This is a genomic window from Pseudomonas synxantha (assembly GCF_900105675.1).
Lineage (GTDB): Bacteria > Pseudomonadota > Gammaproteobacteria > Pseudomonadales > Pseudomonadaceae > Aquipseudomonas > Aquipseudomonas synxantha.
Genome location: NZ_LT629786.1, coordinates 3,811,273 through 3,835,439, shown reverse-complemented (window position 1 = coordinate 3,835,439; position 24,167 = coordinate 3,811,273). Strand labels below are relative to the sequence as shown.

The following is a 24,167-nucleotide window of genomic DNA, read 5'->3' as shown; positions in this document are numbered from 1 at the left end:
TTCTTATGCTGCTCACTCAAGTGAAAAATGTCAGCCACAAGTCCACTGACAACTCTTTCACTCGATCCGTTCGAATGAAGGGTGAAGGCGATAAAAATAATGAAAACCCTGAAAACCCAAGTCGCCATTATCGGTGCCGGTCCGTCTGGATTGCTGCTCGGCCAACTGCTGCATAACGCTGGCATTCAAACCCTTGTCCTAGAGCGTCAGAGCGCCGAGTACGTGCAAGGTCGCATCCGTGCCGGCGTGTTGGAACAAGGCATGGTCGACCTACTGCGCGAGGCAGGCGTCAGCCAACGCATGGACACCGAAGGGCTGGTACACGACGGCTTTGACATAGCGCTCAATGGCCGACTCATCCCTATCGACCTCAAGACCTTGACCTGCGGCCAGTCGGTGATGATCTACGGCCAGACCGAAGTCACCCGCGACCTGATGGCTGCTCGTGCAGCCGCCGGCGCCGCCACCCTGTACGAAGCGTCCAATGTGCAGCCCCATGACCTCAAGGGTGAGCAGCCCTGGCTGACGTTCGAGCATGAAGGCCAAGCCTGGCGCCTGGAGTGTGACTACATTGCCGGTTGCGATGGCTTCCATGGCGTCGCCCGCCAGTCGATTCCGGCCGATGCGTTGAAGGTGTTCGAACGGGTCTACCCCTTCGGTTGGCTGGGCGTGCTCGCCGATACGCCGCCGGTACACGCCGAGCTGGTGTACGCCAAACACGCACGAGGATTTGCCTTGTGCAGCATGCGCTCACCGACACGCAGCCGTTATTACCTGCAAGTGCCGCAGGACGAGGTCGTGGAGCAATGGTCGGATGCACGTTTCTGGAATGAGCTCAAAGCGCGGCTGCCCAGCGCATTGGCGGAGCAGTTGGTCACCGGCCCGTCGCTTGAAAAGAGCATCGCGCCGCTGCGCAGCTTCGTGGTGGAGCCCATGCAATACGGGCGCCTGTTCCTGCTCGGCGATGCCGCGCATATCGTCCCGCCCACCGGCGCCAAGGGCCTGAACCTGGCGGCCAGCGATGTGAGCACCTTGTTCCGGATCCTGCTCAAGGTGTATCGCGAAGGGCGCCTGGACTTGCTGGAAAAATACTCGGCAGTCTGCCTGCGCCGGGTGTGGAAAGCCGAGCGGTTTTCCTGGTGGATGACCTCGATGCTGCATCAGTTTCCCCAGGCGGACGCTTTCAGCCAGCGCATTGCCGAAAGCGAACTGGACTATTTCATCCACTCCGACGCCGGGCGCAAAACCATCGCAGAAAATTACGTCGGGCTTGCTTACGAGCCTATCGAATAGCCTGCTATCGTATCGAGCATTCCTGCGGGCGACCTTTTCCTGCGGGCCTTGCTCGAAGGTTCTGCCGTGACTCACCTCAATCAGCCCGCTCCAACCGTTCCCGCCGTGCGCAGTATCCTTGCTGCGTTGATGATGGCGATCTTCCTCGGTGCCCTGGACCAGACCATTGTCGCGGTGTCCATGCCGGCCATTTCCGCGCAGTTCCACGACGTCAACCTGCTGGCCTGGGTGATCTCCGGCTACATGGTGGCGATGACCGTCGCAGTGCCAATCTACGGCAAGCTCGGCGACCTGTATGGGCGCCGGCCGATGATGCTGATCGGCATGGGCGTGTTCACCCTGGCGTCGCTGTTCTGCGGCATGGCGCAGAGCATGGAACAATTGGTGCTGGCGCGGATTCTCCAAGGCATCGGTGCCGGCGGGATGATCTCGGTCAGCCAGGCAATCATCGGCGACATCATTCCCCCGCGTGAACGCGGCCGTTACCAGGGCTACTTCAGCAGCATGTACGCGGTAGCCAGCGTGGCCGGGCCGGTGCTGGGCGGCTATATGACCGAGTACCTGTCGTGGCGCTGGGTGTTTTTGATCAACCTGCCACTGGGCGCAGGCGCCTGGTACGTGGCCCATCGCACCCTGGTGGGGCTGCCGGTGCCGCAGCGCAAGCCGATCATTGATTATCTCGGCACGGTGCTGATGATCATCGGCCTCACCGCCTTGTTGCTGGGTATCACTGAAATCGGCCAGGGCCATCATTGGCGTGACGCTCAAGTGCTGGGGTTGCTGACCTGCGCGCTGCTGGCGTTGAGCGTATTTGTGTGGCACGAACGCCGCGCCCTTGAGCCATTGCTGCCCATGCATCTGTTCGCCAACCGCAGCGCGGTGTTGTGCTGGTGCACGATTTTTATCACCAGCTTCCAGGCGATTTCCCTGAGCGTGCTGACGCCCCTGCGTTACCAGACCGTGACCGGTTCCGGTGCCGACAGCGCGGCCCTGCACCTGCTGCCACTGGCGATGGGTTTGCCGATGGGGGCGTATTTCGCCGGGCGCATGACCTCGGTGACCGGCCGCTATAAACCCATGATCCTCAGTGGCGCATTGTTGAGCCCCTTGGCCATCCTTGGCATGGCCTACAGCGCGCCCCAGGCGGTGGTGATCACCGCTGTATTCATGTTGCTGTGCGGGATCGCCGCGGGCATGCAGTTCCCCACCTCATTGGTAGGCACGCAGAATTCGGTGGAACAACGGGACATCGGCGTCGCCACCAGCACCACCAACCTGTTCCGCTCCCTGGGCGGGGCCGTCGGGGTGGCGTGCATGTCGGCGTTGCTGCTGGCGCTGTTGCACGATTCCAGTTTTGCCCACTTGGCCAGCGGCGCGCTGGTGGCCGAAGGCAGCTCCGGCAACGTCTTGCTCGACGGCCTTAAGGCCGCCCCAGGCCCAGCCCAGGATGCGTTGCGTGGGGAGTTGGCGGTGACGTTCCGGCATTTGCTGATGGTGAGTGCGGCGGTGTCGTTGTTCGGGTTGGCGGCGGCGATAGCGATGCCGAACCGGGTGCTGCGCGGTCGTGAAGACAAAGCCCGCTAGGTCCAAATGAATGTAGGAGATCAAAATGTGGGAGGAGCAAGCCCCCTCCCACATTTTTATTGCATTCCAAGCCAGGTCAGGGGCTGTAGTAACCCACCGCCACCATGAAGTGCCCGGTCTTGCGCACATAAGCGTGCTTGTTCTCGACCTTGCCGGTCACCGGGTTCTTCCAGCGGTACTTGTATTCCCCCTGATCCTGCTCGGCCATCAGCTTGAGGATCGGCTCACCCACCGGCTTGCCGTCCGGGTCCTTGATCTTGCCGAAGTCGGTATTGACCAAGCGCAGGTTGGTGCCGTGGGCCACATAACGATGGGTATCCAGGTCGACCACAAATACATACAGGTCATCCTGCAGGAAACCGCCCTGCAAGGAGTTGATCGCCTTGAGTGTACCGGTTTCGTCCTTCACCAGCGCATTCACCGCCTTGTTGCGCAGCGCTCGCGCCTGTTCCGGCGTGGCCCGGGGCAGGTAATAGCCCACCGCGAGGATGCGTTCGCCCACCCGCTGATAAAACACGTGCTTGTGTTCGACCTTGCCGTCATTCCAGTTCTGCCAACGATAGTCAGCCTGTTGGATGCCCTGGCCTTCGGGCACCTTGAGCGTGTCCTTGAATGACTGACGCAAATCTGGCCCGAGTACCTCGGACACGTCGCGACCGATCAAGGCAGAGGAGGGGCCGCCACTGGCGAGCAACACGCCCTGGGTATCGACCACAAATACATAGCGGTCCTGGTCGATGAATTCGCCTTGACGGCTGAAGGCGGCAAAGGCCTTGTCGCCTTGCTGGTGGTAGTACGCCAAGGCTTTTTCCAGCAGGGCCTTGGCGGCCTGGGCGTCCGCTTCCTGAGCCGTGTCGGCATGCACCTGGCTGCAACACAACAGCAGCAGCCAGGTGAATCGAAGCAGTGTGTTCATTTACCCGTCCCTCGTTCTTGTTGATGTGCCAAGAGCGTAGACGGTTGCCGGGAAATCAGAAGGGTTTGGTCGGCAGGTATTTGCCGTCTAGGGTGATGACCGCACGGGAACCGCCGTCCGGGTCTTCGACTTTCTTGATATCCAGCTTGAAATTGATGGCGCTGATGATGCCGTCGCCAAACTGTTCATGCACCAAGGCTTTTAGGGTAGAGCCGTAGACCTGCAGCATTTCGTAGAAACGGTACATGGTCGGATCGGTCGGCACGCCGCCTGGGAAACTGCCGCGCAGGGGCACGCTTTGCAGCAGGCGGCTGGCGTCTTGGTCGAGGTCGAGTTTGTCGCACACAATGTCGGCGGCGTCCTTGGGCAACGGATGCTGGCCGAGCAGGGCGGCCGTGACGAAGGCCAGGCTCAGGCCGGTGCCGTCGGTGAGGTCCTGCCAGGACAGGTTCTTGCGCGCCTTGAGGTCGATAATGGTGTCGGCCAGGGCCAGGCGTGGGGTTTGGGCGAATTGGGATTGCAACATGGTGACGTCCTCTTGGTTTAAGTCAGGTTCAGGCGGCGTGGGCACAGGCGGCTGGATGGTCGAGCAGGGAGACGAAGCGCCCGGTGCGCCCGTCCAAAGCGTCAATGCCGCCGGTTTCGATGTCGTAGACCCAGCCATGCAGGTTCATCCGGCTTTGTTCCAGGGCCAGGGCGACGCTGGGGTGAGTCTTGAGATTAGCCAATTGGGCGACTACGTTTTCGCGCACCAATGCATCCAGGCGTGCAGCGTCCGAGACGTGCTGGCGTGAAGCGTTGATCACCTTGGCCGACTCGGCATGGCGCAACCAGTTGGCCACGGCCGGCAGGTGGTCCAGGCATGTACAGGTGGAAATCGCGGTCATTGCGCCGCAGTCCGAATGCCCGCAAATCACAATGTCGCTGACCCCGAGTACCGCCACGGCATATTCGACCGTGGCCGACACGCCGCCCGGCTCCGGCCCGTAGGACGGCACTATATTGCCGGCATTGCGGATGACGAACAGATCGCCGGGTTCCTGTTGGGTCAAAAGCTCCGGGACTACGCGGCTGTCAGAGCAGGACACAAACAAGGTGCCTGGGTTTTGCGTGGTCGCCAGGTGTTTGAACAGGTCGCTGCGCTGGGTAAAGGCTTCACCCTGGAATTTGCGAAAGCCGTCGATGAGATGCTGCATGGTGGTTCTCCTTGCGTCGCTGATGGGGCAAGGATGGAAGTTTTCAGCTATAGCGTCCAAGACCGGTTTATTATGCTTCCTATAAGTTGTGCCTATAGTTGGAGTGTTGTCGATGCTGTTGCGCCATATCCGTTATTTGCTGGCCGTCGCCGAGCACCGTAATTTCACCCGCGCCGCCGAAGCGTTGCATGTGTCGCAGCCGACCTTGTCGCAGCAGATCAAGCAACTTGAAGAAAGCCTGGGTGCGCCGCTGCTTGACCGCTCCGGGCGCAGCATCAGCTTGACCGATGCAGGGCAGGCCTATGTGCGTTTTGCGCGGCTGGCGTTGCAGGACCTGCAGGCCGGCACCCGCGCCATTCACGATGTGCAAGACCTTAGCCGCGGGCATTTGCGCCTGGCGATGACGCCGACCTTTACCGCCTACCTGATCGGCCCGCTGCTGGCGCGGTTCAACCGGCTGTATCCGGGCATTACTTTGAGCATCGAAGAACTGACCCAGGACCGCATCGAAGCCGCCCTGGGCGAGGATCTGCTGGATATCGGCATCGGATTTACCGGCGAGCATGGGCCGGACATCGAGTGTGAGGCGGTGTTTGTCGAAGAACTGAGTGTGGTCGTGGGTGCCACTCATCCCCAACTGAACCGCCTGGATTGGCTCGAGCAGCCGCTGGTGCTACTCAATACGGGGTTCGCCACCCGCCGCTACATCGATGATTACTGCCGTCAGCAAGGGGTTAAACCGTGCATCGCCATGGAGGCCAACTCCATCAGTGCCATTATCGAGATCGTGCTTAGCACGCCGCTGGCAACCATCCTGCCGCGAGCACTGGCCCAGGCGCAGGCAGGCCTGCATGACGTGGCCGTCGACCCACCGCTACCGCGGCGTACTGCCGCGCTTTTGAGCCGCAAAGGCGCCTACCGCAGCGCCGCGTGCAGGGCGTTCGTTGAGTTGATAATGGCGCCAAGTGGCGGGGCAAGCGCGATTGCCATGGTGTAAGACAACCAAAATGTGGGAGGGGGCTTGCTCCCGATAGCGGTGTGTCAGTCAAAAATATTCTGACTGATCCACCGCAATCGGGAGCAAGCCCCCTCCCACACTTTGACCGCGGTGTACCGGTTGGGTCGCCATCAAGGCGCGGCCAGCCACTGGCTGACAATGCCCGCATACGCGCCAGTCGCCACACTCAGATGCAGCCACTGATCCACATAACTCTTCCAGGCCACATCATCCCGAGGCAGCAGGAAGGCTTTTTCACTGTATTGCATTGGCTGCTCCGGGTTGACCGCACACAAACCAGGCTTGAGCTTCTGCTGGTAGCGCGCCTCGCTGGCGTCGGTGATCATCACGTCGGCCTTGCCTGCCAGCAATTGGTCAAAAATCGTCACATTGTCATGCAGGCGAATCTGCGTTTTGGCCAGGTGGGCGCGGGCAAACACTTCGTTAGTGCCGCCTGCCGGCTCGATCACTCGCACCTGGGGCTGATTGATCTGTTCGACTGTCTGGTAGCGCTGCACGTCGGCGCAGCGCACCAGCGGGATCTTGCCGTCGACTCCGAGGGACTGGCTGAAGAAGGCCTTTTTCTGGCGCTCCAGCGACACGGAAATACCGCCCACGGCGATGTCGCAACGTTGGGCAAGGAAGTCCGGCATCAGGGTTTTCCAGGTCGTAGGCACCCAGTTGACCTTGGCGTTGAGGCTCTTGGCCAGGGATTCGGCCATGGCAATGTCAATGCCTTCATAGCGGCCGTCGGTACGCAACGAGGTGTAGGGCTTGTAGTCGCCGGTGGTGCAGACGGTGAGGGTGCCGCGCTGAAGTACTTCATCCAGGCGCGAGGCGGCGGTGTCGGCCTGGGCGGTGCTTGCCAGGGTCGCCAGTACACAGAGGGCTAGAGGCACTTTCATGGGAGTCGAATCCTTGGAGGCCATGCGGGGGGGGCGGCCATTATTTCCAGCAGAGCGCCAAGGTAGCAAGGGGCGGCGAATGTTTGGCCGCATTGCAACAAAACGTTATAGAACCTGGATCTAACTCGCGATCAACGCGTGCTAAGGTACCGGGCATCTACCTCAATGTGATTTGCGCATGGACGGTTCTTCCCCTCATCCCGTGACATTGCCCGTGCCCGGCCGGGCCGATATTGAGGCGCTACCCTCCGAACTGGCCTTTTGGGCCTTGTTTCACTGCCGACACGCACGCCCACCCGATACCTTTTTCCTACGTTGATCTACCCCCATGGATGACGCGCTCCTGTGCGCATCTGCCTGACCCAAACGTATGAGAAGCCCCCATGAGTGTTTTTGCCAGCCTGCACGAAGCCCAGGCGTTCCTTGAACAGAACCCGGACATCGAGCTGTTCGAGCTGTTTATCCTCGACAACAACGGCGTACCACGCGGCAAGCTGCTGCACCGCGACGAGCTGCTGGCGGTGTACGAAACCGGCCGGCCACTGCCCAGCACCATCCTCGGCTTGACCATCAATGGCGACGACGTAGATGACTCCGGGCTGGTATGGGGCGTGGGCGATATCGACTGTCGCGCCTACCCAGTCAGCGGCAGTCTGCAGCGCATGCCCTGGCGCTTGATCCCAACCGCTGCGGTGCAAGTCAGCATGCACCCCACCGAAGGCTTACCCGCCACCGTCGCCGACCCCCGGCACTTGCTGGCCAAGGTCATCGATGCGCTCAAGGCCGACGGTTATTACCCAGTGATGGCCGCGGAACTGGAGTTCTACCTGCTCGACCAGAAGCCCGACAGCAACGGTCGCCCGCAACCGGCGCGGGACTCGGACGGCAAGCGTCCACGTTCGACCCAGGTCTACGGCCTGCGCGAACTGGAGCAGATCGAGCCGTTTCTCGCCGACCTCTATAGCGCCTGCAAACTGCAAGGTATCCCGGCGCGCACGGCCATCTCCGAATACGCTCCGGGCCAGGTTGAAATCACCCTCGAGCATCGCACTGACGCATTGCAGGCGATGGACGAGGCGGTGCGCTACAAACGCCTGGTCAAGGGCGTGGCCCACAAGCACGGGATGACGGCGTGTTTCATGGCCAAGCCATTCGATGACCTGGCCGGCACCGGCATGCATATGCATGTCAGCCTGGCCGATGCCCAGGGCCATAACCTGTTCGCCAGCGAGGCGGCTGATGGCACGCCGCTGTTGCGCCAGGCGGTGGGCGGCATGCTCGACACCTTGCTTGATTCGTTGCTGATGTTCTGCCCTAACGCCAACTCTTATCGGCGCTTCCAGACCAACAGCTACGCGCCCCTGGCCGCCACCTGGGGCGTGGACAACCGCACCGTCAGCCTGCGCGTGCCCGGCGGCCCGGCCCATTCCCGGCATATCGAGCATCGCATTTGCGGGGCTGACGCCAATCCTTACCTGGCGGCCGCTGCGATTCTTGCCGGCATCCACCGCGGCATCCGCGAACAGCGCGACCCCGGTGCCCCGGTGGAAGGCAACGGCTACGCCCAGGCCAAGGAGTTGCTGCCTACCGATTGGCTGACCACCCTGCGCGCCCTTGAGGGGTCAAGTTGGGCACGGGATGCGTTCGGCAGTGAATTTCTCGGCGTCTATCTGGCGGTTAAACGCGAGGAATACCGCCAGTTCATGGGCGAGGTGGGTGAGCAGGATTGGCGTTGGTACCTGCACCAGGCGTGACCGATTCACGGTAGTGAGGCTTTCGACCTTTTTTTCACGTTGCGGTGGTTAAGCTGCGGATCAAGGTCGTTCACTACCGTTCTATCCACATGAGCCCGCGATGTCGCCACAACCCCCATCCTCCATTGAGATCGAATTCGCTGAGCGCTGTGGCCGTGAGCACGCCAGGGTCTGCGGTGATCCGCGCCCACCCCGGCTGCTGCAGCGCCTGGCGGCGTGGCGGGATACGCGGCTGGTACGCCATGCATTGAAGGTGGCCGGCGAGCCGGGGCTTATCCTTGACCTGGCGTGTGGTTCGGGGCGTTTCTGGCCGGTGTTGGCTGAGCACGTCAACCGGGTGATTCTGGCCTCGGACCACTCCCAGGCCATGCTCGATCATGCTCGTACCCATCATCCTGGGGCGCTACTCAAGCGCGTCAAGACATTCCAGGGCTCGGCGTTTTCCATTGGCCTATCGGCGAATGCGGTGGACTGTATTTTCTGCCTGGAATTGTTTCGTCATGTGCCCGGCAGCGATGGGCGATTAATGTTGTTACGCGAGTTTCACCGCGTCAGCCGCGATACGGTCATTGTCGCGGTGAGCGTAGGAACACCGGTGGAAGACGAGTTTCGTCAGGCAGGCTTCAAGATTCTGAATTATCAGGAGTTCCTCCCGGGCTCCAGGCTGTGGTGCGTCTACGTTCTGCGTAAGAGAGGATAACTTCCATTCGTCGGACTATTCTTCATCTCCTGTCGGAGTTTTCATGATGCTGTGTGCACAGCGGATGCTCGCAAGTCCCTTTAGCGATATATACTGCGCGCCATTCTTCAAGGGAGAGCCGTGTGGCCATCGATATTCACTGGATCTGCGACAACGATAGCCTCGGCCAGCATTGCGCCGAATGGCAGCAGTTGCCATTCGTCGCCCTCGACACCGAATTCATGCGGGTCGACACCTTTTATCCTATTGCCGGGCTGATCCAGATCGGTGATGGCATCCGCGCTTACCTGATCGATCCGCTGACCATCGATAATTGGCAACCCTTGGCCGCCTTGCTGGAAAACTCAGGCGTGATCAAGGTGGTGCACGCCTGCAGCGAAGACCTGGAAGTGCTGCTACGCCTGACCGGCAGCCTGCCGGTGCCGTTGTTCGACACCCAGTTGGCGGCGGCTTATCTCAATCTTGGTTTCTCCATGGGCTACTCACGCCTGGTACAAGCCGTGCTGGACATCGAGCTGCCCAAGGGCGAAACCCGCTCCGACTGGCTGCAGCGCCCATTGTCCGAGACGCAGGTCAGCTACGCCGCCGAAGACGCGGTGCACCTGGCCGAGGTGTATATCCGCCTGCGCCCGCAGCTATCGGATGACAAGTACGCCTGGGTACTGGAAGACGGTGCCGAACTGGTGGCCAACCTGCGTCGTGAGATCGACCCCTACGAGGTCTACCGCGATGCCAAGCTGGCATGGAAACTCTCCCGTGCCCAACTCGCCGTGCTGCGTGAGCTATGCGCCTGGCGCGAGCAGCAAGCCCGTGCCCGCGACCTGCCGCGCAACCGTATCATTCGCGAACACTCGTTGTGGCCGCTGGCCAAATCCCAGCCGGATAACCTGGCGGCGCTGGGCAAGATCGAAGACATGCACCCGCGCACCGTGCGCCAGGACGGCCAGTTCCTGCTGGACCTGATCAAGCGAGCCGGCAGCGTGCCGATGGACCAATGGCCTCCCGCCGTCGCCGAGCCTTTGCCGGTGGACGCAGCCACGCTGATCAAGCAACTGCGCGCCCTGGGCCAGACGTTCGCCGAACGCCTGGACATGGCGCCGGAACTGATGCTGCGCAAGAAAACCCTCGAAGCCCTGGTTAAAAGCGGCTACCCCGATGGGCCTTATCAATTGCCAGACTCGCTGCGTGGCTGGCGTCGCGAGCTGATGGGCCAAGCGCTGCTCGACAGCCTGGCCACTGCCGGAGAACAGCCTTGAAACGTATTTGCTCCATCTATCGCAGCAAGAAAAAAGACGGCATGTACCTCTATGTGCTCAAAAGCGACGCTTTGGAACGCGTGCCAGAACCCTTGATGGAAGCTTTCGGCAAGGCGCACCACGCCTTCGACATGGTGCTGACGCCGGAGCGCAAGCTGTCCCGCGAAGACATCACGGTGGTGCTGGAAAACCTCGACAAGCAGGGTTACCACCTGCAAATGCCGCCGGCCGAGGATGAGTACATCGAGCACTTGCCTGAAGAGCTGCTGCGCCGCAACGACCCGATGTGATCGATCAGTGCCCGCATCAGGGCACAGGCTTTAATGGAATCGTATTAGAGGACGGTGGCCGTAAGGATGCGGGCGGCCGTCTGCACTGTTTTTGAAAGGTTTGAACCATGCGTGTTCTGATTGCTGAACAGGATCACCCGCTCTACGCCCAATTGCTCAAGGAAGCGGCCCCAGACCTTGAAGTGCTGACCAGCGGCGATTCTGCCGAACTCTCGCGGCTGGCCGCCGATTGCCCGGTATGGCTGGGCCAGCCCGATCTGCTGGCGACCCTGTTGCGCCAGGGCCATCACCCGCAGTGGCTGCAATCGACCTGGGCCGGTATTACGCCGCTGCTGGCCGATGGCTTGCCCCGCGACTATCGCCTGACCCGTGCGGTGGGGATTTATGGCCAGGTCATGGCCGAGTTCGTCCTCACCTACATGCTGGGCCACGAGCGCGAAGTGCTGGCGCGCCTGGTCAGCCAGGTCGAGCGCAAGTGGGACAACCGCATGGGCCAGAGCCTGGCGGGGCGCAAGGTGCTGATTGTCGGCACCGGCGATATTGGCCAGAGCGTCGCCGATTTTCTCGTGCCGTTTGGCGTCACGCTGTATGGCATCGCCAGTACGGCGCGGGAACAGGCACCGTTTATCGAAGTGGCCGGGCTCGACCAGTTGGGCCGCTTGGTGGGAGAGGTCGATTACGTGATCAACCTGCTGCCCAATACGCCCGAAACCCATGACCTGTACGACTGCGCACTGTTCAAGCAATTCAAGTCCACTGCGCTGTTTATCAACGTCGGGCGCGGCGTGGCGGTGGTGGATGCCGATCTGGTTGAAGCCCTGAAAGAAGGGCACCTGGCCGGCGCGGTGATCGACGTGTGCCGTCAGGAGCCGCTGCCGCAGCGCCACCCGTTTTGGACAGCGTGGGGTCTGCTGTTGACCGGGCACAGCTCGGCACCGACCTCGCCGTCGATGATGGTGGCGTTGTTTGTGCAAAACGTGCGCGCCTACCAGGCCAAGCAAGCGTTGCGTGGGGAAGTGGACTTCGACCGGGGCTACTGATCCTTGGCCATGCATCAATCTAAAATGTGGGAGGGGGCTTGCTCCCGATAGCAGTATGTCTGTCAGCACATTTCTAACTGACCCACCGCTATCGGGAGCAAGCCCCCTCCCACATTGGAGTTGCACTAGGCTTACAGGCTGAAGTCGCCCTCAGACACCAGTTCAGTCAACGGCTTGCGCGGGCTCGGCGCTTCACGGCCCTGCAGATACTCCGGCAAGCTCGACTTGTCACCCAGCTTGCCCACGGCCACGGCCGCATGCAACGCGTACCCTTGTGGGATCTTCAGCTCCTTGCGGGTCAGCTCCTGATCGAAACCGGCCATGCCATGGGTATGCCAGCCGCTTAGGCTGGCTTGCAGCGCCAGATGGCCCCAGGCCGAGCCAGTGTCGAAGGTGTGCCATAGCGCCGGGGTTTCTTCGGTGGCACCTGGAGCCATGAAGTCGGTTTTCGAGGCGATGATCACCAGGGCCGACGCGTGCTGCGCCCAGTTGCGGTTGAATTCATTCAGCAGGCCCAGGAAACGCTCCCAGTCCGGGGTGTCCCGACGCGCATAGAGAAACCGCCACGGCTGCGAGTTGTAGGCCGACGGTGCCCAGCGTGCGGCTTCGAAGAAACTCAGCAGGGTCTCTTTCGGGATGCTTTCCCCGGTAAAGGCGCGGGGCGACCAGCGTTCAGTGAATTGGGTGTGGATCGGGTAATCGGCAACGCGTGTCATGGGTTGTTCCTGATCGTCAATTCGGTGCTCAAAACTACTGCGGGCTCAGTAGTCTGACAAGTGTTGCTACACCGTCAGTCGTAAGCGCTTGGCCCCAGCGGGCTTGGGCACTAGACTGGCGGCCTTTTCAGCTTCCGATACTGATGTAGAGCCATGGCCGCCAAAGTCGAACCTTTCTGGATACGCAAAACCCTTGAGCAGCTCGATCAGCAGGAGTGGGAGTCATTGTGCGATGGCTGTGGCCTGTGCTGCCTGCAAAAGCTTGAAGATGAAGACGACAACAGCGTCTATTACACGCGTATCGCCTGCAAGCTGCTCGACCTGAAAACCTGCCAGTGCACCGATTACCCCAACCGCCGCGCATCGGTGCCGGACTGTATCCAGCTCACCCCGGGCCAGGCCGACCAATTCAAATGGTTGCCCCCGACCTGTGGCTACCGCTTGGTCAGCGAGCGCAAGGATCTGCCGCTCTGGCACCATCTGGTCTGCGGCGACCGTGACGCGGTGCACCACGAACGCATTTCCCAGTCCGGGCGCATGCTCAGCGAAGGCAGCGTGCCCGAGGACGACTGGGAGGACTACCTGATCTTCCGCGCAGGCTGAACAAAGGAGTGTGTATGAAGGTGGCAGCCAAGTTAGCCGCGGGCCTGGTATTGCTGGCGCTGAGCGGGCCGGGCTGGTGCGCGAAGAAAGTCGACCTGGACTATCACGTCAAGCTGCTGCCCCAAAGCGATCAGGCGCAGGTGCGCGTCAGCCTGTCTCAAGGCTCGGCGGTGCGTAGCCTGGACTTCGACTTGGGCCGCGAGGGCGACTACAGCGACTTCAAGGCCGACGGCCAATGGCAGGTCACGGGCAGCCGTGGCCTGTGGCAACCCAGCGCCGACAAAGCCAGCCTGACCTACAAAGTGCGCCTGAGCCATACGCGCAAGCCGGGCATCTATGACACACGGGTCACGCCGGGTTGGGCGTTACTGCGCGGTGAAGACCTGGTGCCGGCTGCGCGTCTCGATCAGCAAGATGGCATTGAGTTGGTCTCGCGCCTGGCGTTCGAGTTGCCCACGGGCTGGAAGAGTGTCGAAACCGCCTGGCCGCGCATTGGCAAGCATAAATTCCGCATCGATAACGTGTCCCGCCTGTTCGACCGGCCTACCGGCTGGATGCTCGCCGGTAACCTCGGCAGCCGCCGTCTGCGCCTGGGCGAAACCGAAATCACCGTGGCCTCGCCCAAGGGGCAGGGCATGCGCCGTATGGACGTGCTGACCTTGTTGACGTTCATCTGGCCCCAGGTGGAAGCCGCATTCCCGCGCCATCCCGGCAAATTGTTGATCGTGGGCGCCAGTGACCCGATGCGCCGTGGCGCCTATTCATTGCGCGATTCGATCTACCTCAACAGCCGTGCCCCGTTGGTCAGCGAAACCGGCAGCAGCCCTTTGCTGCGCGAAGTGGTGCAGGCTATCGGACGCTTTGACGACCATGACAGCAGTGACTGGATCAGTGAAGGGTTGGGGGAGTATTACGCGGTTGAATTGATGAGGCGTGCCGGAGGCATCACCGATGAGCGTTATGCGGCGATCCAGGCGCGGCTGGCCAAAGAGAGCAAGGCGGTCACTACCCTGAGGGGCGAGCAGATCGGCATCGCTGGTGTAGCGCGGGCAGTGCTGGTGTTGCAGGACCTCGACCGGGAGATTCGTGTCAAAACCCACAACAAGCGGTCCCTGGATGATCTGGCGCAGGCAGTGATGCGGGTGAACAGCATTGATACCAAGGAGTTTGTGCAACTGGCTGAAAGTGTAATCGGCGAGTCGTCGGTGGTTCTGGACAGCAAACTATTGCGCTGATTCCAAGCCCTGTGCAATTCAAAATGTGGGAGGGGGCTTGCCCCCTCCCACATTTGGATCTCCAGCATGTCCAATACTCAGGTCAGGCTTTGGGTTTTACTGCCTTCTCAGCCTCCACTTCGGCCTGGGTCTTCAAGTTCTTCAGCTCTTCCCCAGCCCGCTCGATCTTGGTGCGCACGCTGTTCATTTCCTGACGGCCATGTTCCAGCCTGTCCTTGAGCGAACAATGGCCGGTGAAACCACGGGCCAGGGCCATGCCGCCAATCGCCACCTGGATCAACCCAAAAATCCCACCCCGGCGCAGGCCTTTGCCGGCCATCATCACGCCGCCTGCCACCGAACCGATGCGTTCCCAGCCATGCACATTCTGGGCGGGCTGAGTCCTCAAAGGCGTGGCGTCGATGATAGGTTGCAAGATTTTGCTGTCGCTCATGATCTGTCTCCAACAAGGGCAAGTGTTACCAGCTGACTGCGCGCGGCTGCCGGATGTTCCCGGAAAATCAGTACTTGGGGCCCGAGCGGGTGTTGTTGCCCTTGGCCAGGCGGTCGTAGAGCACCACGTTGACCGTGGCCGCCAGGTTCATGCAGCCGGTGGTGGGGATATAAATCACGTCTTCGCACCAGTCGCGGATCTCCTTGTCCAGGGAGCCGTCTTCGGGGCCGAAGATATACAGCGCGCGGTCGGGGTGGGTGTATTCAGGCAGCGGGCGGGCGCCTTCCACCAGTTCCACGGCGACCGGGATGCAGCCCAGGGGCAGGATCTTTTTCAGGTCGTCGATGCCGATCAGCGGAATGTCGTGGTGGACCTTCTTGGTGTCGGTGATGAAATCCCGGGCGCGCTCGTAACGCACGCCGGTGTAGAACACCGAGGCCACGCCGTAGCAGCCGGCGGCACGCATTACCGAGCCGACGTTTTCGGGGGATTTGGGGTTATACAGACCGATGCAGCTGTAGCGTTTATTGCCCACGGGGAAGGGTGCCTTGGAGAAAAACGGCGATTATACGGCCTGGGGGTATGCAGTGCTTGGGCGATCGTCATCGCGGGCAAGCCCGGCTCCCACAGGGGAATGCATTCCAAATGTGGGAGCTGGCTTGCCTGCGATGAGCATGGGTATCTACACAACCTCTGGTACGCCGTCGGACACTGTGGGAGGGGGCTTGCCCCCGATGGCGGCCTGACAGCCGACCAGGATGTTGGATCAGGCCGGGTACATATCCATTGCTGCGGTAACGGCGGCTATTGGTTCCGCTTTTACAGCGGGTCACTTTTGAAAAGAGCCCAAAAGTAACCAAAAGGCTCTTGCCCCACCACTCGGCACCTCGCTCAGGCTCGGTGTGCCCGTAATCCGCCATGGATTTGGGAGGCCGCCGCCACGCGCCATCCATGGCGCGGGGCGGCTAAACCGGCATCCCTGCCGGTTTACCCCCCAAATCCCTGTCGAATTCCGGCCAGCGTGGTTTAACGGGGCGCCTGAGATCAAAAGCAGATCAAGAGCAAGATCAAGAGCGGCTCGCTTCGCATCGTAGTTACTGTTGGCGACTGCAAAGTTGTGTAGATACCTATGCTGCGATGAGGCCAGTACAGACAAGGACGATCTTCAGTCGTCTTTCTTCATCAACCCCGCCAACGCCGCAAACGGATTATGCGTCGCCTTGGCAATGCTCGGGCTGCTGGTGGAGCCTTCGCCGAAGTACTGCTGGTCGGTGTAGCGCGAATGTTCGTTGTCGTGGCAATACAGGCACAGCAACTCCCAGTTGGAGCCGTCCTGGGGATTGTCATCATGGTTGTGGTTACGGTGGTGTACGGTCAGCTCACTCAGGCGCTTGCCGGCGAATTCACGGGCGCAACGGCCGCAGACGTGGGGGTACATCTTCAAGGCTTTGTCGCGATAGCCCATTTCGCGGTCGCGCTGGGCATCGGCGAGGATGCGGTCCAGCTTGGCGGTGTGTGAGGGCGGGTTAGTCGAGCTCATCATGGCTCCTGGCTATTTGGTGGGTCACGGATAAGGTGGATTCTAGCCGCTTGCGCGGTAAATGACCGCTAGGATTGTTCACTGACTGATAAGGAATGGAAATTCATGCGTCTGCATTCATGGACTATCGGGCTTGTGCTCTGTGCCCTTACCGCGCAAGTCCAGGCGTTTTCGACGCCACAACCGGGGCAGGTGATCGAGGTCGCCCTGGAACAATTGCATCCGACCCAGGCTGTGGTTGGTTTCGACCAGATCTACTACAGCCTGGGGCTGTTCGCCGACAAGCCCGCCAAGGCTTTCGATGAATACTGCGAAACCAATGGCCAGGGCGAGGCCGATCAGGTGCCCAAGAACGCCGAACTGCTGCGGCCCGCCAGCTTCACCTGCAAGCGTGCGGTGGGTACCTATCCAAATGAGATGAAAACCGTGGTGGTCGGTCCCGGCGGCCAACTGTACCTGACTGATGGTCATCACAGTTTCACCACCCTGTGGGAGACCCCCGGCGCCGGCCCGCGCTTGAAGATGTGGGTCAAGGTCACCGACGACTTCAGCCGCAGCCCGAACCTTGCCACCTTCTGGCAACGCATGGAGGCTGCGCGCAAGGTCTGGCTCAAGGACAACCAGGGCCAGACGCTGCTACCTGCGCAATTGCCAGCGCACCTGGGCTTCAAGAACCTGCAGGACGACACTTTCCGCAGCCTGGTGTATTTCACCCGCAAGGCCGCCTATGGCAAGCCAACCGACGGTGCGATTGCGCCGGAATTCCTCGAGTTCTACTGGGGCAACTGGCTGCGCACGCAAATTGATCTGGGCAGCTACAACCTGAATAAGAAAGGCGGATACAAGGACGCCATTGAGGCTGTGGCTCAACGCATGGTCAGCCTGGCGCCGGGGTCAAAGGTGGGCGACAGCGGTTTCACGGCCCGGCAATTGGGTGGTATGACCCAGCTGGATCACAGTGAGCTGGAAAAGACTTTCGATAAAAAACTGCCGTATGTAATCGATTACCGCAAAACCAGAGACTGAAGCAGTACCAAATGTGGGAGGGAGCAAGCCCCTCCACATTTGATCGATGGTGATTCAGCCCTTCAGCTTTTCTGCAATCCAGATGGTATGCCGCGTGCCCTTGTTGCCATGGGCAAACACCTGGACTTCCTCAGCCTTGAAGCCTGCCTTGCGCAGTTTGTCGCTGAACAGCTTATCGGCGCTCGCCGACCACACGGCCAGCACGCCCTTGGGCCGCAGGGCCTTGGCGCACGCGGCCAGGCCACCGGCGGAATACAACCAGCTATTGGCCTTTTGCGTCAGACCCTCGGGGCCGTTGTCGACGTCGAGCATGATTGCGTCGAAGCCCTGGGGCTCGGCCTGCAGCACTTTGGCCACGTCTTCCAGACGGATCACCGTGCGTGGATCCAGCAGCGGGCGCCCGGACTTTTCCCCCAGCGGCCCACGGTTCCACTCCACAACCCCGGGCACCAACTCCGCCACCACCACTTCGGCGCTCTTGCCCAAATGCTTGAGCGCTGCGGCCAAGGTAAAACCCATGCCCAAGCCGCCGATCAGCACCCGTGAACCCGGGCGGCCGGCCACCTTGCGGCAGGGGATCTCGGCCAGGGCGTCTTCGGAGCCGTGCATGCGCGTGTTCATCAGCTGGCCGCCGTCACCGCCCTGGATCTTGATGACAAAGTCCTCGCCGTATTCGAACAGGCACAAGGCACCGCCATTGTCGGGGATCGGAGTGGTGTCCAGCAGAACGAAACGTTTCATGGAAATCTCATTGGGAAGGGCATTCTTGCGCAGTTGGGAGTAGCCTTACGATATTCCGGTCAGGCCATGGAGCCATCGATGAAGTGCAGCATTCTAACGGTCATTGTATTGAGCGCGCTCATATCTGCTGTGGCGCAGGCTCAGGAGTTGCAAACCGTTCCGGTCGCGCCCGCTCCAACCCCAGGCGCGCCGGGCACGCCAACGCCGACCTTGTACCCGCAAGTCACGCCACCGGCCGTGCCCAAGACCAACGGCTCGCCGCCCCTGGTGCCCATCGTATTGCCCGCGCCGCCCAAGGACCAGACCGTCCCCGGCCTGCAGCAGAACGACAGCAAGCCCAAGCCCCCCGGCGGTTAAAACTGTTGAGATAACAGTTGCCCGTCGGCCATGCGCAGGCGCTTGGACAGGGCCACGGCAATGGCGCGGATGATCTTGGCCGCCACCCTGGGCGCTTCATTGAGCATTTTTTCCAGGGCATCCTTGCCCAGGTTCAACAGCACGCAATCACTGGCCGCGACGCAACTGGCCGAGCGCCGCTCGCCGTCGAGCACCGCCATTTCGCCAAACGCCCGGCCACTGCGCAGGGTGGCGATGGTCAGGCGCTGGCCGGTGTGGTTGGTTTTCTGCACGGCCACCTGGCCAGTGTGGAGGATGCACATGAAGGTGCCCGCATCGCCCTCGAGGAAAATCACCTCGCCCTGGGCAATGCTGCTGATATTGAAGTAGCCCGCGGCGATATGAAAATCTTCCGGCAGCAGCGGGTCAAACAGCCCGCAGTCCATCAGCATGTCGCGGATTTCGTCGTTGAGTAAGGTGGCTTGTGGCATGGCAGCAGTATTGGTCCGTCAATATGTAGGGCGGTCCCCTGTTCAGACAGGGCCGCCCCGGTAAGTTCCTAAATCAGCCCGAGCGCCTTGAACACAAACGCATATTCGAGCGCTACGTCACGTAATCCCTGGTAGCGACCGCTCATGCCGCCATGGCCGGCGCCCAGCTCGGTCTTGAGCAGCAGCAGGTTGTCGGAGGTGGCGGTGTCGCGCAGCTTGGCCACCCATTTGGCCGCTTCCCAGTACTGCACGCGGCTGTCGTTGTAGCCGGCGATCACCAGCGTGGCCGGGTAGGCCTGGGCGCTGACGTTTTCGTACGGCGCGTAGGCCTTGATGCGCGCATACACCTCGGGGTCCTCGGGGTTGCCCCATTCGTCGTACTCGGTGATGGTCAGCGGCAGTTCCGGGTCGAGCATGGTGTTGAGCACATCGACGAACGGCACTTCGGCAATCGCTGCCTGGAACAGTTCCGGACGCTGGTTGAGTACGGCGCCGATCAACAGGCCACCGGCACTGCCGCCGCTGATCGCCAGTTGCCTGGAGGTGGTTACGCCCTGGGCGATCAGGTGTTCGGCGCAGGCGATAAAGTCGCTGAAAGTGTTCTGCTTGTGTTCCTGCTTGCCGTTGCGATACCAGGCTTCGCCCAACTCACCGCCGCCACGCACATGGGCGATGGCAAACGCTACCCCGCGATCGAGCAAGCTCAGGCGCGCATGGGAGAACCACGGATCAAGGCTTTGGCCGTAGGCACCATAGCCATACAGGTACAGCGGCGTCGCTTGGCCGAGCTGGTCCCGCTTGACCACCAGGCTGATGGGCACCTGGGTGCCGTCAGCGGAGGTGGCCCATAGGCGTTGGCTGACGTAGTCGTCAGCATTAAACACGCCAAGTACCGGGGTTTCCTTGAGCACCACTTGGGCGCCTGTCTCCAGTTCGAGCTGACGTACCTGGGCCGGACGGTTCAAGGCCTCATAGCGCAAGCGGATCCTGTCGCTGTGAAATTCCAGGCTGTTTTGTACGTAGAGGCTGTAGGCCGCATCGGGCAACTCCACGCGATAGGCCGGTACGTCTTCGGGGTGCACCTCGATGACCGGCAGGCCACCGATGCGCAGGCTCAAGGTCATGGCGCTGGCGTTCAGGCTCACACCGTCGAGCATGACCTCGTCACTGTGAGGGATCAGGTTTTGCCATTGATCTTCGCTCGGCACGCCACCGGTATCGGCGGCGATGAACAGCGCGTAGTTGATCCCATCGCGGTTGCTGCGAATAAACCATGTCCATTCGCCATTGCGCTTGCCATGGTCGACATCGTATTCATGGTCTTCGACACGTGGTGCCAGGCAGGTAAAGCCCAGGTGCGGCTGGTTGGCGTCCAGCGCCCAGATTTCGCTGGTGGTCTTGCTGCCCAGGGCCAACAGCAGTTGGCGCTCGGAGCTGGAACGGTAGCAGTGCAGGAAGAAACGGCCGTCGGGCTCGTGGAACACTTCCTGCGCCGCCGTGCCATCCAGGCGATAGCGATACAGCTTGTGCGGGCGATGGGTGTCGTCCAGCTCGCCGAAGAACAGGGTCAGGCTGTCATTGGCCCAGGTCATGCTGCCGTCGCAGTTCTCGAACGCCAGTTCGCTGACTTTGCCTGTGGCCAATTCCTTCACGAACAGGGTGTAGATCTCTTCGCCGCTGGTGTCGAGGCTGTAGGCCAGGCGCTGGTGGTCGGGGCTGATGCTGAACGCGCCGAGGGAGAAAAAGCCGCCGTTGGCCAATACGTTCGGGTCCAGCAGCAATTCTTCGCTGCTGTCATCCACTTGGTTGCTGTCGTCAGCCGGGCGGCGGCAGCGGTAATGGCGCGCATATTCGTCACCGGCGGTGGTGCGCGTGTAGTACATGTACGGACCCCAAGGGGAGGGCAGGGACAGGTCGGTTTCAAGGATACGGCCCTTGATCTCTTCGAACAGGGTCTCGCGCAGCGCCTGCTGGTCGGCCAACTGGGTCTCCTGCCAGGCGTTTTCGGCCTTGAGGTAGTCGAGCACTTCTGGGGTGTCCCGCGCTTGCAGCCAGGCGTACGGGTCTGGGCCTGGGGCCTTGCGGGCAATCGGGGCGGTCGATGACGTCATGGATCACTCTCTGTCTGGCGGAAGGTGGCAGGCATTGCAGCCGCGACACGCAAAAGCCGTTATCATAGCCGCCTGTTTGCCAACCTTGCCATGGACACCATGACCGAGAACGACTATCTGACCGCTTGGGGCCTCTACGCCTTCGCCGCTTTGGGCTGCCTGTTGGTGTGGTGGCGCATGACCCGCTGGATGTGGCGCTGGCTGCGCGAGCCGTTGCAATTGCTGATGGCGGTGTTGTTGCTGAGCCCGACCATCGTCGACCCGGTCAAGACCCAGTTCGCGCCGGCCGTGGCGATTACCGCCCTGGACCTGGTGCTCAAGGTCGGCAACAACGCCTGGCGGGCGATTTCCGATCTGTTCATGTACACCATGATCGTGTTCGCCCTATACATCGTGTTTGTGCTGATCCGCTGGCCCATCGAGCGTGCGGCCAACGCCCGGCGTGAGCGCAAGGCCGCTGCCGATGCTGCCCTGGCCGCCGAGCCGGAAGACGACGAACCGTTCCGTCGCCCGGCGCCGGTGAGTGGCATGCGGGTCGAACCGCGCCTTTAACGTTGTCCGCCCTGCAGCGAGAGCCCTGGCATGTGTGAATTATTGGGCATGAGTGCCAACGTCCCCACCGATATCGTGTTCAGCTTTACCGGGCTGATGCAGCGCGGTGGGCGTACCGGCCCGCACCGCGACGGTTGGGGTATCGCCTTCTACGAAGGGCGTGGCCTGCGGTTGTTCCAGGACCCGGCCGCCAGCAGTGAGTCGGAAGTCGCGTTGCTGGTGCAGCGTTACCCGATCAAGAGCGAAGTGGTGATCGGCCATATCCGCCAGGCCAATGTGGGCAAGGTGAGCCTGGCCAATACCCACCCGTTCGTGCGTGAGCTATGGGGCCGCAACTGGTGTTTTGCCCACAACGGCCAACTGGCGGACTTCAACCCCCGCGCCACCTTCTACCGTCCGGTGGGCGATACCGACAGCGAAGCGGCCTTCTGCGACCTGCTCAACCGCGTGCGCGAAGCCTTCCCCGAGCCGGTAGACATCGAGCAAGTGCTACCGGACCTGATCGCCGCCTGCGCCGAATACCGCAGCAAGGGCGTGTTCAACTGCCTGCTCAGCGATGGCGACTGGCTGTTCTGCTACTGCTCGACCAAACTGGCGCAGATTACCCGGCGCGCGCCCTTTGGCCCGGCGCGCTTGAAAGATGTCGATGTGATCGTCGATTTTCAGGCCGAAACCACCCCCAATGACGTGGTAACGGTGATCGCCACCGAACCCCTGACCGACAACGAAAACTGGACCCGCTACGAACCGGGCCAATGGAGCCTATGGCGACGCGGTGAATGCGTCAGCCAGGGCGTTACCGAGTAAGGATATCGACCATGTTGCTTAGCTATCTGCGGTTGGTGCTGTTTGCCATTGGCTTGTTGGTCGGCGTGCAGGTGCCGGGGTTTATCAGCGACTACGCCAAGCGCGTCGAGGCCCACCTGATCGAGGCCCAGACCGGCCTGCGCGGCTTTGAATCCACGGCGCAACAGTTCTTCAACGGGGACTTGCAGGCCTTGGTGGCCCATTACCGCGCCAGTGACGACCCGGTGTTCCAGAGCGACGCCAGCAGCCTGGGCGCGATGCTCGATCGCCAGCTTGAGTTGGACAAGCAATTCCAGGCCATGCAGGGCCCGTGGTACATCCGCGTGCTGCAAGTGGCGGTGGCCGCCGACCCGGATATCCGCCAGGAAACCTGGAATGGCTACAGCTACCAGATCTTGCTCACACCCGAAGCCATGGGCTGGGGCCTGGGCGGGGCGATGCTGTTGTCGTTCGGCATCGAATGCCTGTACCGCCTGATTGATTGGGTGGTGTTGGGCGGCAGGCGCTTGCGTCAGAGCCGGCCCATCGAAGAGCGGGACCTCAAGGGCCTCTAACGCCCAACTCGGCCAAATGTGGGAGGGGGCTTGCTCCCGATGGCGGCAGGTCAGTCAACATCTTCATCGACTGACCCTCTGCTATCGGGAGCAAGCCCCCTCCCACATTTGGATCCGGTTTAGTCAGTGGCTTAGCACCATCCGTTCTTCACCGACTTCCTCGGCGTAGCGGGCCACCACCTTCTGGCACAACCCCACAATCTCCTCCACCAACTCCACCCCCACGCGCCATGACACCACTACCTGCAAGTTCGGCAGGCGCTGGGCCATCGGCAGCATCACCAATTCGCCCCGCGCCAGTTCTTCGCTGACCAGTACCGGCGGCAGTGCGCCAATGCCGAAGCCATCGCGCAGCAACCGGGTAATCGCCGACACCGAGTTCACACAGTTCATCCGTGGCGCGGCCACGCCGTTGGCCTGCATCAGGCTGATTACGTCCTGGTGCGGGTGGGAGTTTTTCGAGTAGGTGATGATGCGCTCCTGGGCCAGTTCGGCCAGCGAGGCGTAGTCGCGGTGATAGATCGATTGGCTGGCGACGATCCAGGCCATGGGGTGACTGGCCAGTTCCAGGCTGCGTACGGTTTCCAGGCGCAGCAGGTCGGTTTGCAGGATCAGGTCGAGGAAACCTTTTTGTAGCTGATCGCTGAGGTTAAGCGCCGTATCGGCGACCAACTCGATTTCTACCAGGGGGAAATGATCCATCAACTCCGCGACCAGCGGGCTCAGCCAAGTGTGGATCACGGTGTCCATCGCACCGATGCGAATGCGCCCGACCTTGCTGCTGCTGGTTTCCAGAGACTGCTTCAAGCCCTGCATGGTCACCATCATCTGTTCGGCGTAATCGAGCACCTTCAAGCCTTCCGGGGTCAGGCTCACGCCGCGGGAGTCACGCAGGAACAGCTTCACGCCCAACTCGCTTTCCAACACCGCGATGCGGCTGGAAATCGAGGCCTGGGTGGTGAATAGCTTCTCGGCGGTCAGGCGAAAACTCTTGAGCTTGGCCACCCAGACGAAGGTTTCGAGGAACTTCAAATTCATGGGATCAACTTTTTCTTATGCATGGATCGGTTTTTATTAGTTGGACGTCACAC

At 61.3% G+C, this 24,167-nt stretch carries 27 protein-coding genes; 15 read left to right on the top strand and 12 right to left on the bottom strand.

Annotation, left to right across the window (positions count from 1 at the left end; translation table 11 throughout):
• The first annotated feature begins 108 nt into the window (after nucleotides 1-108).
• Nucleotides 109-1,293 (top strand): 4-hydroxybenzoate 3-monooxygenase, encoded by a 1,185-nt coding sequence (gene pobA / locus BLU48_RS17775; RefSeq protein ID WP_370881252.1) that lies wholly within the window; start codon nucleotides 109-111, stop codon nucleotides 1,291-1,293.
• A gap of 66 nt (nucleotides 1,294-1,359) precedes the next feature.
• Complete coding sequence (locus tag BLU48_RS17770) at nucleotides 1,360-2,877, top strand: MDR family MFS transporter (protein WP_057022237.1); 1,518 nt, start codon at nucleotides 1,360-1,362, stop codon at nucleotides 2,875-2,877.
• Between the two features lie 76 nt (nucleotides 2,878-2,953).
• Here the strand turns inward: BLU48_RS17770 and BLU48_RS17765 are convergent, their stop codons facing one another.
• Genes BLU48_RS17765 through BLU48_RS17755 form a run of 3 tightly spaced genes read right to left on the bottom strand, consistent with a single transcriptional unit; the run spans nucleotide 2,954 to nucleotide 4,989 of the window.
• Nucleotides 2,954-3,793, bottom strand: a complete 840-nt coding sequence (locus tag BLU48_RS17765) for a cache domain-containing protein (RefSeq protein WP_057022057.1) — start codon at nucleotides 3,791-3,793, stop codon at nucleotides 2,954-2,956.
• Nucleotides 3,794-3,848: 55 nt separating this feature from the next.
• Nucleotides 3,849-4,319 carry a cyanase gene (cynS, locus tag BLU48_RS17760; protein WP_057022058.1) on the bottom strand — a complete coding sequence of 157 codons (471 nt, stop codon included), beginning with the start codon at nucleotides 4,317-4,319 and terminating at the stop codon, nucleotides 3,849-3,851.
• A 28-nt stretch (nucleotides 4,320-4,347) separates the two neighbouring features.
• Nucleotides 4,348-4,989, bottom strand: a complete 642-nt coding sequence (locus BLU48_RS17755) for a carbonic anhydrase (protein WP_057022059.1) — start codon at nucleotides 4,987-4,989, stop codon at nucleotides 4,348-4,350.
• 112 nt (nucleotides 4,990-5,101) lie between these two features.
• Here BLU48_RS17755 and cynR point away from each other — a divergent pair, with 112 nt between their 5' ends.
• The gene (gene cynR / locus BLU48_RS17750) at nucleotides 5,102-5,986 is read left to right on the top strand and encodes a transcriptional regulator CynR (RefSeq protein WP_057022060.1); all 885 of its coding nucleotides are present in this window, start codon (nucleotides 5,102-5,104) and stop codon (nucleotides 5,984-5,986) included.
• Nucleotides 5,987-6,117: 131 nt separating this feature from the next.
• Here the strand turns inward: cynR and BLU48_RS17745 are convergent, their stop codons facing one another.
• Complete coding sequence (locus BLU48_RS17745) at nucleotides 6,118-6,891, bottom strand: transporter substrate-binding domain-containing protein (RefSeq protein WP_057022061.1); 774 nt, start codon at nucleotides 6,889-6,891, stop codon at nucleotides 6,118-6,120.
• A 383-nt stretch (nucleotides 6,892-7,274) separates the two neighbouring features.
• Here BLU48_RS17745 and BLU48_RS17740 point away from each other — a divergent pair, with 383 nt between their 5' ends.
• From BLU48_RS17740 to BLU48_RS17720, 5 genes are all read left to right on the top strand, one after another.
• A complete protein-coding gene (locus tag BLU48_RS17740; protein ID WP_057022062.1) occupies nucleotides 7,275-8,645 on the top strand; it encodes a glutamine synthetase family protein in 1,371 nt (456 codons plus the stop codon).
• 100 nt (nucleotides 8,646-8,745) lie between these two features.
• Nucleotides 8,746-9,345, top strand: coding sequence for a class I SAM-dependent methyltransferase (locus tag BLU48_RS17735; RefSeq protein WP_057022063.1), 600 nt, complete (start codon nucleotides 8,746-8,748; stop codon nucleotides 9,343-9,345).
• Nucleotides 9,346-9,467: 122 nt separating this feature from the next.
• Entirely contained in the window at nucleotides 9,468-10,601 is a 1,134-nt protein-coding gene (rnd, locus tag BLU48_RS17730; RefSeq protein WP_056847325.1) for a ribonuclease D, read from the top strand.
• Nucleotides 10,598-10,891, top strand: coding sequence for a YcgL domain-containing protein (locus BLU48_RS17725; protein WP_014717482.1), 294 nt, complete (start codon nucleotides 10,598-10,600; stop codon nucleotides 10,889-10,891). The genes rnd and BLU48_RS17725 overlap by 4 nt, the downstream gene beginning before the upstream one ends.
• Before the next feature lie 107 nt (nucleotides 10,892-10,998).
• The gene (locus tag BLU48_RS17720; RefSeq protein ID WP_046071462.1) at nucleotides 10,999-11,931 is read left to right on the top strand and encodes a D-2-hydroxyacid dehydrogenase; all 933 of its coding nucleotides are present in this window, start codon (nucleotides 10,999-11,001) and stop codon (nucleotides 11,929-11,931) included.
• Between the two features lie 131 nt (nucleotides 11,932-12,062).
• On the opposite strand, the gene BLU48_RS17715 is transcribed toward BLU48_RS17720, so the two are convergent.
• Nucleotides 12,063-12,647 carry a nitroreductase family protein gene (locus tag BLU48_RS17715; protein ID WP_056847323.1) on the bottom strand — a complete coding sequence of 195 codons (585 nt, stop codon included), beginning with the start codon at nucleotides 12,645-12,647 and terminating at the stop codon, nucleotides 12,063-12,065.
• Nucleotides 12,648-12,800: 153 nt separating this feature from the next.
• On the opposite strand from BLU48_RS17715, the gene BLU48_RS17710 reads away from it, so the two are divergent.
• Both BLU48_RS17710 and BLU48_RS17705 read left to right on the top strand, forming a co-directional pair.
• Entirely contained in the window at nucleotides 12,801-13,250 is a 450-nt protein-coding gene (locus tag BLU48_RS17710; RefSeq protein ID WP_057022064.1) for a YcgN family cysteine cluster protein, read from the top strand.
• Nucleotides 13,251-13,264: 14 nt separating this feature from the next.
• Entirely contained in the window at nucleotides 13,265-14,485 is a 1,221-nt protein-coding gene (locus BLU48_RS17705; protein WP_057022065.1) for a hypothetical protein, read from the top strand.
• 82 nt (nucleotides 14,486-14,567) lie between these two features.
• Here BLU48_RS17705 and BLU48_RS17700 read toward each other — a convergent pair whose 3' ends face one another.
• The 3 genes from BLU48_RS17700 to BLU48_RS17685 form a co-directional block, all read right to left on the bottom strand.
• Nucleotides 14,568-14,918, bottom strand: coding sequence for a YgaP family membrane protein (locus BLU48_RS17700; RefSeq protein WP_057022066.1), 351 nt, complete (start codon nucleotides 14,916-14,918; stop codon nucleotides 14,568-14,570).
• A gap of 67 nt (nucleotides 14,919-14,985) precedes the next feature.
• Nucleotides 14,986-15,453: an RNA methyltransferase gene (locus BLU48_RS17695; protein WP_010212123.1), complete on the bottom strand. Its 468-nt coding sequence runs from the start codon at nucleotides 15,451-15,453 to the stop codon at nucleotides 14,986-14,988.
• 630 nt (nucleotides 15,454-16,083) lie between these two features.
• Nucleotides 16,084-16,458 carry a YajD family HNH nuclease gene (locus BLU48_RS17685; protein WP_005786102.1) on the bottom strand — a complete coding sequence of 125 codons (375 nt, stop codon included), beginning with the start codon at nucleotides 16,456-16,458 and terminating at the stop codon, nucleotides 16,084-16,086.
• Between the two features lie 105 nt (nucleotides 16,459-16,563).
• On the opposite strand from BLU48_RS17685, the gene BLU48_RS17680 reads away from it, so the two are divergent.
• On the top strand, nucleotides 16,564-17,484 hold the full coding sequence (locus BLU48_RS17680; RefSeq protein ID WP_057022067.1) for a ParB/Srx family N-terminal domain-containing protein: 921 nt from the start codon (nucleotides 16,564-16,566) through the stop codon (nucleotides 17,482-17,484).
• Between the two features lie 54 nt (nucleotides 17,485-17,538).
• On the opposite strand, the gene BLU48_RS17675 is transcribed toward BLU48_RS17680, so the two are convergent.
• Nucleotides 17,539-18,225: a spermidine synthase gene (locus BLU48_RS17675; protein ID WP_057022068.1), complete on the bottom strand. Its 687-nt coding sequence runs from the start codon at nucleotides 18,223-18,225 to the stop codon at nucleotides 17,539-17,541.
• 78 nt (nucleotides 18,226-18,303) lie between these two features.
• Here BLU48_RS17675 and BLU48_RS17670 point away from each other — a divergent pair, with 78 nt between their 5' ends.
• Nucleotides 18,304-18,582: a hypothetical protein gene (locus tag BLU48_RS17670; protein WP_057022069.1), complete on the top strand. Its 279-nt coding sequence runs from the start codon at nucleotides 18,304-18,306 to the stop codon at nucleotides 18,580-18,582.
• Here BLU48_RS17670 and BLU48_RS17665 read toward each other — a convergent pair.
• Together BLU48_RS17665 and BLU48_RS17660 are read right to left on the bottom strand one after the other, a co-directional pair.
• Nucleotides 18,579-19,052, bottom strand: coding sequence for a Crp/Fnr family transcriptional regulator (locus BLU48_RS17665; RefSeq protein WP_057022070.1), 474 nt, complete (start codon nucleotides 19,050-19,052; stop codon nucleotides 18,579-18,581). The two genes, BLU48_RS17670 and BLU48_RS17665, sit on opposite strands and share 4 nt — an antisense overlap.
• A 68-nt stretch (nucleotides 19,053-19,120) precedes the next feature.
• A complete protein-coding gene (locus tag BLU48_RS17660; RefSeq protein WP_057022071.1) occupies nucleotides 19,121-21,163 on the bottom strand; it encodes a S9 family peptidase in 2,043 nt (680 codons plus the stop codon).
• 24 nt (nucleotides 21,164-21,187) lie between these two features.
• Here BLU48_RS17660 and BLU48_RS17655 point away from each other — a divergent pair, with 24 nt between their 5' ends.
• Genes BLU48_RS17655 through BLU48_RS17645 form a run of 3 tightly spaced genes read left to right on the top strand, consistent with a single transcriptional unit; the run spans nucleotide 21,188 to nucleotide 23,076 of the window.
• Nucleotides 21,188-21,715, top strand: coding sequence for a hypothetical protein (locus BLU48_RS17655; RefSeq protein WP_057022072.1), 528 nt, complete (start codon nucleotides 21,188-21,190; stop codon nucleotides 21,713-21,715).
• Nucleotides 21,716-21,745: 30 nt separating this feature from the next.
• Entirely contained in the window at nucleotides 21,746-22,522 is a 777-nt protein-coding gene (locus BLU48_RS17650) for a class II glutamine amidotransferase (RefSeq protein WP_003189615.1), read from the top strand.
• 11 nt (nucleotides 22,523-22,533) lie between these two features.
• Complete coding sequence (locus tag BLU48_RS17645; protein ID WP_057022073.1) at nucleotides 22,534-23,076, top strand: DUF2937 family protein; 543 nt, start codon at nucleotides 22,534-22,536, stop codon at nucleotides 23,074-23,076.
• 123 nt (nucleotides 23,077-23,199) lie between these two features.
• Here the strand turns inward: BLU48_RS17645 and BLU48_RS17640 are convergent, their stop codons facing one another.
• On the bottom strand, nucleotides 23,200-24,114 hold the full coding sequence (locus tag BLU48_RS17640) for a LysR family transcriptional regulator (protein WP_057022074.1): 915 nt from the start codon (nucleotides 24,112-24,114) through the stop codon (nucleotides 23,200-23,202).
• Between the last annotated feature and the right edge of the window lie 53 nt (nucleotides 24,115-24,167).